Annotated in this window: 5 protein-coding genes and 2 pseudogenes; 4 read left to right on the top strand and 3 right to left on the bottom strand. The window is 61.5% G+C overall.

Annotated features, from left to right (window positions below; genetic code table 11):
- Positions 1–642 precede the first annotated feature (642 nt).
- Together PQT43_RS31610 and PQT43_RS31605 are read left to right on the top strand one after the other, a co-directional pair.
- Positions 643–1,668, top strand: a pseudogene (locus PQT43_RS31610) (HAMP domain-containing protein); the annotation flags it as partial.
- Positions 1,669–1,737: 69 nt separating this feature from the next.
- Positions 1,738–2,523 carry a methyl-accepting chemotaxis protein gene (locus PQT43_RS31605; protein WP_371826218.1) on the top strand — a complete coding sequence of 262 codons (786 nt, stop codon included), beginning with the start codon at positions 1,738–1,740 and terminating at the stop codon, positions 2,521–2,523.
- Positions 2,524–2,592: 69 nt separating this feature from the next.
- On the opposite strand, the gene PQT43_RS31080 is transcribed toward PQT43_RS31605, so the two are convergent.
- Positions 2,593–3,357, bottom strand: a complete 765-nt coding sequence (locus PQT43_RS31080) for a thioesterase II family protein (protein WP_102882659.1) — start codon at positions 3,355–3,357, stop codon at positions 2,593–2,595.
- A 300-nt stretch (positions 3,358–3,657) separates the two neighbouring features.
- Here PQT43_RS31080 and lapG point away from each other — a divergent pair, with 300 nt between their 5' ends.
- Entirely contained in the window at positions 3,658–4,350 is a 693-nt protein-coding gene (gene lapG, locus PQT43_RS31075; RefSeq protein WP_102882660.1) for a cysteine protease LapG, read from the top strand.
- A 14-nt stretch (positions 4,351–4,364) separates the two neighbouring features.
- The gene (gene lapD, locus PQT43_RS31070) at positions 4,365–6,311 is read left to right on the top strand and encodes a cyclic di-GMP receptor LapD (RefSeq protein WP_102861885.1); all 1,947 of its coding nucleotides are present in this window, start codon (positions 4,365–4,367) and stop codon (positions 6,309–6,311) included.
- 43 nt (positions 6,312–6,354) lie between these two features.
- Here lapD and PQT43_RS31065 read toward each other — a convergent pair whose 3' ends face one another.
- Positions 6,355–6,693: a tryptophan synthase subunit beta gene (locus PQT43_RS31065; protein WP_102861886.1), complete on the bottom strand. Its 339-nt coding sequence runs from the start codon at positions 6,691–6,693 to the stop codon at positions 6,355–6,357.
- 159 nt (positions 6,694–6,852) lie between these two features.
- Positions 6,853–11,783 (bottom strand): annotated as a pseudogene (locus tag PQT43_RS31060) (LapA family giant adhesin); the annotation flags it as partial.

The following is an 11,783-nucleotide window of genomic DNA, read 5'->3' as shown; positions in this document are numbered from 1 at the left end:
GAAGTGAAACGATGCATCGCCGATGGTAGTGTGGGGTTTCCCCATGTGAGAGTAGGTCATCGTCAAGATTAAATTCCAAAACCCCTGTTTGCTGACGCAGACAGGGGTTTTGTTTTTGCGCTCGATAAAGTCTGGGTAATCAAGTCACAAGGTCCTGCGGAGTACCTGTAGCTGCCTTGAACAGACGGCTATTACCAACGTTCGACTCTATCCTTAACGCCAGGCTCTAGCCGCTTGCCGCTCCTGCGGGCAATCAACTTACACCACCAGATATAAATGCCATCAGCCACAGCCCACAATTGCCGGGCAAGACCAGGGTTGTAATGGAACTCAAGCAGAAACGGCACCAGGTTCTCTCTGTAAGCCGCAGGCTCCCCTCAAAGCGCTTGAGCACTGACCGGATCTAGATGCTGTCGGTCATCTGAAAATGCGCGGCGGACGCTCTGGAATGCCGTTCGGCGGGAATCGGCAAGTTCAGACAAGTAATTCAGATAAATCTCTAAGGGTTCGGGGATTCTTGCCGAAAGACTGATAAGACATGTGTGCACCAAAGTAGAGCGGCCGGAGAATGTCGCCTGCACTGTTACATGGAATGTTGCTATACGGACGCATCCCCACTTTCGGCATAAGAAGTCCCATGAAATGAATCTCAAGTTCAGCCATAAAATCCTTTTGGCCGCCTCCGGCGTAGTGGTTCTGGCTTTTGCGTTGTTCACTTTGTACAACGACTACTTGCAGCGAAACACTATCCGACAGAACCTCGAGTCCTCCATCCAGCAGGCCGGTGAGCTCACCTCCAGCAGCGTGCAGAACTGGATGAGCGGGCGAATCCTGGTGCTCGAGAACCTGGCGCAGAACGTTGCCCACCAAGGTCACAACGCAGACTTCCCGGGCCTGGTGGATCAACCAGCCTTCACCTCGAACTTCCAGTTCACCTATGTCGGCCAGGCCAACGGCACCTTCACCCAGCGTCCTGATGCGAAGATGCCCGACGGCTACGATCCGCGTCAGCGGCCCTGGTACAAACAGGCCGTAACCGCCGATAAAACCATGCTGACCCCGCCCTACATGGCGGCTGTCGGCGGTTTGGTGGTCACCATCGCCATGCCGGTGAAGAAGCAGGGAGAATTACTGGGTGTGGTCGGTGGCGACCTGAGCCTGGAAACCCTGGTGAAGATCATCAACTCGGTGGACTTCGGCGGCCTGGGCCATGCCTTCCTGGTCAGCGCCGACGGTCAGGTGATCGTCAGCCCGGACAAAGACCAGGTGATGAAGAACCTCAAGGACATCTATCCCAGCGCCAATGTACGGATCGCCAGCGGCAACCAGGAAGTGGTCCTGAACAAACAGGAACGCATCCTTTCCTTCACCCCGGTGACCGGTCTGCCGAATGCCGAATGGTACATCGGTCTGTCCATCGACAAGGAAAAGGCCTACGCACCACTCAGCCAGTTCCGTACTTCTGCCTTGATCGCCATGTTTATCGCTGTGGCGGTGATTGCGGTATTGCTGACTCTGCTGATCCAGGTGCTGATGCGCCCGCTGATCACCATGGGCCGGGCGATGCAGGACATTGCTCAGGGCGAAGGCGACCTGACCCGGCGTCTGGTCGTGGAAAGCAAGGACGAGTTCGGCGAGTTGGGCAGTTCGTTCAACCAGTTCGTGGAACGGATTCACGCCTCGATTTCCGAAGTGTCCTCGGCTACTCGCCAGGTGCATGATTTGTCGCAACGGGTGATGGCATCGTCCAACGCGTCGATCATCGGTTCCGACGAGCAGAGCGCCCGCACCAACAGCGTGGCCGCAGCGATCAACGAACTGGGTGCTGCCACCCAGGAAATCGCCCGCAACGCCGCCGATGCCTCGCAACACGCCAGTGGCGCCAGCGAACAGGCCGACGACGGTCGCCAAGTGGTGGAGCAGACCATCCAGGCGATGACCGAGCTGTCGCAGAAGATCAGCCTGTCCTGCACCCAGATCGAGACCCTGAATGCCAGCACCGACAACATCGGGCACATTCTTGATGTGATCAAGGGCATCTCCCAGCAGACCAATCTGTTGGCCCTCAACGCCGCCATCGAAGCGGCCCGTGCCGGTGAAGCCGGCCGTGGTTTCGCCGTGGTGGCCGATGAGGTGCGTAACCTGGCCCACCGTACCCAGGAGTCGGCGGAAGAGATCCACAAGATGATCACCTCCCTGCAGGTCGGGTCCCGCGAGGCGGTCTCGACCATGAATGCCAGCCAGGCGTCCAGCGAAGAGAGCGTCGAAGTGGCCAACCAGGCCGGTGCACGGTTGATCAGCGTGACTCAGCGGATCGGCGAGATCGATGGCATGAACCAGTCGGTGGCTGCGGCAACCGAGGAACAGACTGCGGTGGTGGAGACCCTCAACGTCGACATCAACCAGATCAACCTGCTGAACCAGCAGGGCGTTGCCAACCTCAACGAAACCCTGAAGGACTGTGATGCACTGTCGCAGCAGGCCAGCCGCCTGAAGCAACTGGTGGACAGCTTCAAGATCTGAGGCCATCAGGGACCGCCCCTAAAGCCCGCTCCTGCATCACAGCAGAGCGGGCTTTTTCATGGGCGGCGTTCAGGTCAGGTGTTCCCCCAGCAGCCCCAGGTGCGTGTTGATCACCTGCAACAGGCGCTGGCGCTGAGACTTGATGAAGAAATGGTTGCCGGCCACTTCAATCAGTTCGAATTCGCGCCCAGTGAACTCTCGCCAGTTGAGCATATGGTTGGCTGTCGCCAGCGGGTCCTCACTGCCATAGAAAGCCGTCAGCGGTATGTCGAGGCAGCCGCTGGAGGTGTCGTACCAGGTTTCGAAGAGTTTCAGGCCGTTGCGCAGCAAGCGTTCGTAGGATTGCAGGTCGTTTTGCCCCCGGGGCATCTCCAGGGGGCTGGCGCCGAGAGTCAGGATCGCTTCGCGGAATGCCGCGATGGGCAATGAGTGCAGCAAAGGCCGGCGGGGCAGGCTGTCAGGGCTGCGGCAGCCAGAGACGAACAGGTGGCGGGTCTGCTGTGGAAACCGCTCCTGGGCGTACTTGCAGGTTTCGTACGCCAACAGTGCCCCCAGGCCGTGGCCGAACAGCGCATGGGGCTTGTCGAGCCAGGGATTGAGGGCGGCGAACGTGTTTTCCAGCAGGCTCGGCCAGTTGTCACAGGGCGCTTCGTCGCGGCGTGGGCCGTGCCCCGGAAGGTTGATCACCACCAGCTCGATGTGATCGGCCAGGCTGTTGGACCACACCCGCAGTTGCTCCGCTGCCGCCCCGGCCTGGGGAAAGCAGATCAGGCGTATGCGGGTGGCGTGCCCTGAGTTGATCACCAGCGTCCATTGTCGGGTGTCGGTGTACACAGCTTTTCCTTAAGCAAGGTGGCCCGTGGGCGGGATCTCGTTGCGGACAAGAGGCCGTTGGAGGGGGACGTCCCAGTCCGCGAATGGTTTCTAACATAGTGGCTGGCGCGGCTGAATGCACGTGGCGACAGGTGAAATTCATGGGCTGTCGCCGGCAACGCAAAGGCCACTTGAAGCTATTCTCTGAGTGTTGAATGCAGGCCCTTCCCTGGTGGCCGGTGATTGTAAGGTGCCATTGTTTTTTGTCGGGCCAGCCTTCACCATCAGCCGATTTACGACAGCTCCCATGGACTCATTGCATTGGCGGCACGTTTAGCTCTTTTTCGGACCTTGCGCTGGTTCTGCTCGGCACTGCTGCTGGCTGGCGCGCTACTGGGCAGTCTGCACGCCGACTGGGATTTTTCCCTGATCAGCCGCCGTGCCACGGCGCTCTACGGTCCCCTGGGCGAAGGTCAGCAACGTATCGATGCCTGGCAGCACCTGCTGGCCACGCAGAAGCAGGTGCCCGAGCGCGAGCAGTTGAAAGTGGTCAACCTGTTCTTCAATAAGAACATGCGCTACATGGAAGATATCGATCTGTGGCGTCAGGTGGACTACTGGGAGACGCCGATCGAGGCGCTATGGAAGGGCGCCGGTGACTGCGAGGACTATGCGATTGCCAAGTACTTCAGCCTGCGGCGTCTCGGGGTGTCCAGTGACAAACTGCGCATCACCTACGTCAAGGCCTTGCGCCAGAACCGCGCGCACATGGTCCTGACCTACTATTCCACGGCGGATGCCATGCCGCTGGTGCTCGATAGCCTGGAGGACTCGATCCGCCCGGCCAGCGAGCGAACCGACCTGCTGCCGGTGTACTCCTTCAATGCCGAAGGGTTATGGCTGCCGGGCGCCAAAGGCAACAAGCGGGTCGGTGATACCAAGCGCCTGTCCCGTTGGCAGGACGTGTTGAAAAAAATGCAGGCCGAAGGTTTCCCGGTCGAGACGACTAACTAGGAGCACGAGCTCAGATGTCTTTGTTCAAACAACTGTTGATCGCAATCTGTGTGTTCCTGGTGGTCGCCTTCAGCGGCAGCTTCATGGTCAGCCTGGAAAGTTCACGCACCCAGTATGTCAATCAGCTGCGCTCCCATGCCCAGGACGCGGCCACGGCCCTGGCCTTGTCGCTGACACCGAATATCGATGATCCGGCGATGGTCGAACTGATGGTCAGTTCGATCTTCGACAGCGGCTACTACGCCAGCATCCGGGTGGTGGACCTGGCCACCGACAAAACCATCGTCGAGCGCAACGGCATCCCGGAAGTCAGCAATGTGCCCCAGTGGTTCGTCAAGCTCATCGGCCTTGAGCCTGCCGGCGGCGACGCCATCGTCAGTCGTGGCTGGGAGCAGGCAGCGCGGGTTGAAGTGCTTAGCCACCCGATGTTCGCCGTGGCCAAGCTTTGGCAGAGCGCCCTGGGCAGCCTGGGCTGGCTGTTGATCTGTGGTGCGGTGAGCGCGGTGCTCGGTGCCCTGTTGCTGCGGCGCCAGCTCAAGCCGCTGGACTACATGGTCCAGCAGTCCCATGCCATTGCCCGCCGCGAGTTCCTCAGCCTGCCGCAACTGCCCCGAACCCCGGAACTGCGCCGGGTAGTGCAGGCGATGAACCAGATGGTCGAGAAGCTCAAGGCGCTGTTCCAGGAGCAGGCCGAGCGCAGTGAAAAACTGCGCATCGAGTCGTATCAGGACAGCCTGACCGGGCTGGCCAACCGGCGTTATTTCGAAATGCAGCTGCATGCCCGGGTGAGCAACCCGGAGCAGGCCAGTTCCGGTTACCTGCTGCTGTTGCGGGTCAAGGACCTGGCTGGCCTGAACCAGCGTTTGGGGGGCCAGCGCACCGACCAACTGCTGCAAGCGGTGGGAGAGCAATTGCTGCGCGAGTGCAACAAGTACCCCGAAACCCAGAACCTGGTGACCCGGGTCCGCGGTGGCGAATTCGCCGTACTGGCGCCGGGCCTGGTGCGTGAGGAAGCCATCCAGCTGGCCCAAAGCCTGGACAGCGCTCTGGGCAACCTGCATGCCACCGGCGCCACCGACGTTGCCGCAGTAGCCACCATCGGTCTGGCGGCCTTTGCTCACGGAGATTCGCCACAAGCGGTGCTCAGCCTCGGCGATCAGGCCCTGGCCCAGGCCGAAGCCCAGGGCGAGACCAACTGGGCCTGCCTGGATCAGGGGGGTGGCGCTCAAGTCGGTGATGATCACCATGCCTGGCACCGGCTGCTGGACCGGGCGCTGTCGGAGCAGCGCTTCAAGCTGTATTTCCAGCCGGTGGTGGCGGCCCAGGACACCACGCTGGTGCTGCACTACAAGGTGTTGTCGCGGTTGCTGGACGAGCAGGGCCAGACCATCCCGGCCGGGCGCTTCCTGCCCTGGTTGGAGCGCTTTGGCTGGACGTCACGCCTGGATCTGCTGATGTTGGAACAGGTGTTGAAGCAGATGGTCGGACATGACCACTGCCTGGCGTTGAACCTGTCTGCAGCCACCCTGGAAGATCCTCAGGCCCTGAACCGGGTATTCGAGATTCTGCGCCAGCACTCTGACCTGGGGCCGCGCCTGACCCTGGAAATCGGTGAGGAACAGCTGCCTGAGCAGATTCAGCTGGAACAGTTGACCCGGCGCCTGCGGGAACTGGGCTTCTCCCTCAGCCTGCAACGCTTTGGCGGGCGCTTCAGCATGATCGGCAACCTGGCGCGCTTGGGCCTGGCCTATCTGAAGATTGACGGCAGCTACATCCGCGACATCGATCAGGAAAGCGACAAACGCCTGTTTATCGAAGCTATCCAGCGGGCTGCCCACAGCATCGACCTGCCGCTGATTGCCGAGCGGGTCGAGACCCAGGGCGAGCTGCAGGTGATTCGCGAGATGGGGCTGTATGGCGTGCAGGGGCAACTGTTCGGCGAGCCAGCACCTTGGGCTTGAACGTGCATTCGCCGGCAAGCCGGCTCCTGTAGGCGAGGGGCTTTCAGATCAAACCGGTTTCATCATCATTGATCAGCCGGCTGAGTCCACCCAGGGCCTCACGGGCCTGGGTGCGATCCATCAGCTTGGCCTGAGCCGCCGCCGGCAGGTCGGTGACGCGAATCACGCCCTTGCTGGTCAGGACCTGAATCAGGTCGTCCAGCACCCGGATCATTTCCAGGTCACTCTGCTTGAGCTGCTTGAGACTGACTTCCACCGCCTCGTTGGCGTACCAGGTCTGGATCTCGTGGTGATCGGCGGGCAGCGTCTCGGTAGCCTCGGCGTAAGCGGCGGCTTCCACGCGAATCAGCTGACCTTGCGCATCGCGTTGCACGTAGAACATGGCAAATCCCTCAGGCTTTTTTAGGCATCCGGCTGTCAGCAGCATAGGCCAGCGCAGCATTCAGAGCGCGAGTATGCGGTGCGCCGCGACAATCGTCACGGCGCAGGCTGTTGGCCAGGACCCGGCAACCACCCGCCAGGGGTGGCTGCCAGGAGCCGATCAGCTGTTGTTGTGATCGATCTTGATGGTCGGGTCGCTACCGGCGATCAACGAGTTGATGTTGGCATTGGACCAGTTGTTGCCTTCCAGCTTGATCGTCACGTCGGCGTTGGCCAGGCCCCCGGCGGCGTTGAGCTTGCCTTCGGAACTGACCTGCAGAGTCGAGACCCCGTCCACGGTAGTGATCTTGAGGAAGTTGTCGATGGTGCTGGCGCTCTCGCCCTGCAGCAGATCCCGCAGGTCGATACGGTCACCTTCACTGGCCTTGAAATCCTTGATCACATCGTTGCCGGTATCGCCGGCCTTCCAGACGAAGGTATCGGCCCCCGAACCACCGATCAGGATGTCATTGCCCTGGCCGCCGATCAGGGTGTCTTTGCCGGTGCCCCCCAGCAGGATGTCATTACCCTTGCCGCCGTCCAGCGTGTCGTTGCCGCCCTGGCCGAAGAGAATGTCATTGCCGGCGCCGCCCAGCAGGGTGTCGTTGCCGTCATGGCTCCCAGAAACATCGAACTCTTTGTAGTGCTCGGTGATGTACTGGTGCACGTTGCTGGTGGTGACCTTGCTCACATCGACCCCGTTCTGCTGGGCCACGTAGGCCTGCATGGCCTGGTAACCCTCGCCGGCGATGCTGTTGAAGCTCACCAGGTCGCCGAACAGGATGTCGTTGCCGTCGCCGCCGCTGACCTTGTCGGCCCCCGGCATGGTGGCTTCGGTGTGACCGATGATCGAATTGGCCAGGTCGTTCGGGTCGATGTTGGTCTGCGGCTTGCCATCGCTGTCGTATGGCTTGAGGTCGTTGAGGCTGACACCGCTGTTGATACCGATGGCTTCGACGTTCGACAGCCCGCTGAGCAAGGCAAAGCCGCTGCTGGAGTTGGTGGAGGTGTAGTAATCGGTGCTGCTGCCGGTACCGGCCAGGTTCGACAGCTCGTAGGTGCCGTCGCCCTGGGCGCGCAGGGTGCCCAAGGTTGCAGTATTCCAAGAGCCTTGGCCCCACCAATTGGTGCTGTAGGTCTGAAGCTTGACCGTACCGTCGCTGCTCACACTGAGAATGTGATCGCTGTCGATGGTTTTGCTGAAGGTATCCCCCAGCTTGTAATTGCTGGTGGTCACCACGGCATCGAGGCGCACGTTGCCGTACAGCGTCGGGTTGGTCTGCTCGCCGCTCTGATAGTAGGTCGGCTGGCCGTCAGTGATGAAGTAGGTCAGGTTCTTGGCATTGGTATTGCCGGTGGCCTGGCTGCTCTGGAAGAAGTTGGCCGTGGTCTTGAACACGTCTTCATAGTTGGTGCCGCCGCCAGAAGCCATCGAATCCAGCACGGCCTTGAGTTGGGCCAGGGCATTCGGGTCGTTGAGGTTCACCGCTACCGACTTGTTGACCTGGGAATCGAAGTCGGCCAGGAAGATGTTCACGGTACCCGAGCCAGCGCTGCCGATGCTGTTCTTCAGGGTATTGAACACCGAGGTCAGTGAGTTCTTGGCCGCGGTGATCGAGGCGCTGCTCATACTGCCCGAGGTGTCCACCATGAAGGCGATGTTGTAGTTGGTGCCCGGGACCACCGTCAGGCCGCCGATGTCGGCGACCACGATGTCGTTGCCGTCGGTACCGGTGACGGTATCGTCGTCGGCGGTGGCGACCACAGCGTTGTAGTTTGCCGGGTAGACCTTGACCGGGATCTGCGCCGAAGTGCTGGCAGAACCGCCCAGGGACTCGGTGGAGGTCGAGGTCACGTTGAGGTTGAAGGTGCCGTTGTAGTACGGCGGCGGGGTGACCGTCAGGTTGCCCAGGTTCCAGCCGGTGACGTTGGCTTCGCCGGAGGTCGCGGTGGCGGTGAAGGTATGCCCGGCGCCATCGCTGAGGACCGAGCCAGCCGGGATGCCGCTGATCTTCACGCTCAGGGTTTCCGAACCGTCGGTATCGGTCAGGCCGGTGCTGATCTTCGACAGATGCACGCTGCCGCCTTCGCCGCCTTCGTTGAGCTTGTAGCCGTCGTAGTAACCCTCGCCGTTGGTGCCGTGCAGGTCGGACACCGAAACTCCGGCGTTGGTCAGGTCGGTGACGCCGGTGTACAGCGGCACGCCGGCGTTGCTCAGGTCTACCGGGGCTCCGCCGTTGACCGACAGGTTGACGTCGTAGCTGCCCGGGCCACTCTGGTTGTGGTGGTAGATATCGATGGTGTAGTAGCCGTTGGTGGTCGGGGTGAAGGTACCGTTGAGGTTACCGCCCGCGCCCCAGGTGGTGCTGGCCACGTTCTTGCCGCCGATGGTCACCAGCAGGCTGTCGTCGCCGGTGCCGGAGAAGGTGTAGGCCTTGCCGGCTTCCAGGTAGATCAGGCCGGAGGTCTTCGATGCGGTGCCCGGGGTGATGTTGCCGTCGGACTGGACGTTGGTCGCCAGGCTGCTGCTGTTAGGCGTACCGGCAGCATCAATCACCGATTTCAGGGTGCTGGCGGACGCGCCGTTGCCGTCGGTGCCCAGGCCGCTGAGGCCGGTCCAGACTTCCTTGAGCAGGCCCACCGAGTTGACGTTGTTGCCCGCCACGCTCAGGGTCGGGGCATCGGCCACTGGGGTGATGTCGACCGTGACCGTACCGGTGCTGCCCAGGGCCTGGCCATCGGTTGGCTGGAACTTGATCTGGGCGTAATCGGCCTGTTGGTTGCCTACGCCGCTGCCGCCGTAGCCATTGGTGCCGGATTCATTGGCGTCCGGGGTGAAGCGCAGTTTGCCGGCATCGATATCGGCCTTGCTGAAGGTCTGGTTGTTGGCCACGTCCTTCCAGGTCGAACCGTCCAGGTACTGCAGTTTGCCTTCACCCGGCAGTTGGGTGATTTTCACTCCAAGGTTGGCAGCCGGGCTGTCGACGTCGCTGACGCCGAAGTTGGACCAGGTCAGGGCCAGCGGGCTGTCTTCGCTGCCGGTCACGGCGCCGCCGGTGGCGGTTGGGGCGTCGTTTACCGCCACCACATTGACCGTGGTGGTGGCGACGTTGGAGTAGTTGCCGCCGTCGGTCACGGTCACGGTGATGGTCCGTGGCGTGGTGCTCGGGTCTTCACTGTTGTTGGTGAAGGTGATGTTCTTGATCTGTTGCATGTAGTCGGCCAGCGTCGCGTTGCCCGACAGGGTCAGGGTGATCGAGCCGTCCTTGCTGTTGGCATTGATGTTGATGCCGTTGACGCTGTTGCCCAGGTTCAGCGAGTCCCCCGGCTGACGGTTGGTCAGCACGATGGTGGCGCCGGTCAGCATCGTGCTGTCCGGGTCGGTGATGCTCAGGTCGGTGTCGGCGATCGACACGCCAGGGCCCGTGGTGCCTTCGGTGAAAGTGACCTTGTAGTCGGCACCGGTGGCGCCGCTGGAGTTGTTGGCGTCCAGGTCGATGACTGGTGGCGCATCGTTGTCGATGATCGAGGTGGTGACGCTGTTGTTACTGCCCACCACCAGGTTCTCGAAGTTACCGCCGCTGGCCGAATCGATCTTGACCGTGAAGTTCTCGGTGCCTTCAGTGATCTTGTTGTCAATGGTGGCGACGTTGAAGTTGGCGCTGCTGGCGCCGGCCGGAATCTTCACGGTGTACACGCCGCTGAAGTCCGAACCGTCAGTGGCGGTGCCGCTGTAGCTGATCTTCAGGGTGACTTCGGTCTGCGCCGGATGCGTCAGGCTCACGGTGTAGCTGGCGGTCTGGCCTTCAGTGACCGAAGTGCTGCCGGTGATGCCCACCGAAGTGGTATCCACGGTGTCGGTCACGTTGGTCACCGCTGGTGTGGTGTCCGGCACCAGCTTCTCGAAGTTGCCTCCGGTGGCGCTGGTGATCGAGGCATTGACCTTGCCGGCGTCGATATAGACGTCGTCAGCCGGCGCCGCAACGGTGACGGTACCGGTGGTTTTGCCGGCGGCGATGTTGATCACCGCGCCGTTGCTCAGAGTGACGGTCACCGGAGTACCGGCTGCGTTGGTCAGGGTCGCGGTGTAGATGATCGAACCGCCTTCAGCCACGGTGCCAGTGGCGCTGAGGCTGACACTGGTGGTGTCGACGGAGTCGGTCACGGTGGTGCTGACCGGGGTCTTGTCGGCCACGAGATTTTCGTAGTTGCCGCCGCTGACGTTGGTGATGGAGTTGGTCAGCGGAGTGTGGCCGACCAGTACATCGTTAGGCGCGCTGATGCTCACCGAACCGGTGGTCTCGCCGACCGGTATGGTGATCTTCTCGCCATTGGCCAGGTTCACGGTGACGGGCGAACCGGTCACAGGAGCGCTAACGGTGGCGGTATAAGTGACGTTGCCGCCTTCGGTAGCCGAAGGCGTGGCCTTGAGCGTGACGGTGCTGTTGTCGATGGTGTCGGTAACGTCGGTCACCGCTGGTGTGGTGTTTGGCACCAGCTTCTCGAAGTTGCCGCCCTCGGCCTTGGTGATGGTGGCTTCGACCTTGCCTGCATCCTTATAAACGTCATCGGTTGGCGCCGCGACGGTGGCAGTGCCAGTGGTGGCGCCGGCAGCAATGGTGATCACCGCGCCGTTGCTCAGGGTCACGGTGACTGGAGTACCGGCCGCATTGCTCAGTGTTGCGGTGTAAACGATGGACCCGCCTTCGGCCACGGAGTCAGTAGCACTCAGGCTCAGTGTGGTGGTGTCTGGTGTATCAGTAACCGAGGTTTCAGCTGGCTTGTCGCTGATCTCCAACTTCTCGTAGTTACCGCCGTCAGCCTTGGTGATGGTGGTGCTCAGGGAGCTGCCGCCAGCCAGAGCATCGTTAGGCGCGGTGAAGTTCACGGTGCCGGAGGATTCACCGACCGGAATGGTGATGGTCTGACCGTTGGACAGGGTCACCACGACCGGCGAACCGGTCACCGGAGCGGTAACCGACGCGGTGTAAACCACGGTTCCACCTTCGGCGACGCTCGGGGTCGCGGTCAGGCTGACAGTCGACGTATCGA

It is taken from the genome of Pseudomonas sp. BLCC-B112 (genome assembly GCF_028550695.1).
Classification (GTDB): Bacteria; Pseudomonadota; Gammaproteobacteria; order Pseudomonadales; family Pseudomonadaceae; genus Aquipseudomonas; species Aquipseudomonas danubii.
This window is presented reverse-complemented; position numbering and strand designations above follow the sequence as displayed.

Coding starts and splice junctions, on each gene's coding strand:
- PQT43_RS31605 (WP_371826218.1), top strand. CDS start 1,738: ATGGCATCGTCCAACGCGTCGATCATCGGTTCCGACGAGCAGAGCGCC.
- PQT43_RS31065 (WP_102861886.1), bottom strand. CDS start 6,693: ATGTTCTACGTGCAACGCGATGCGCAAGGTCAGCTGATTCGCGTGGAA.
- lapD (WP_102861885.1), top strand. CDS start 4,365: ATGTCTTTGTTCAAACAACTGTTGATCGCAATCTGTGTGTTCCTGGTG.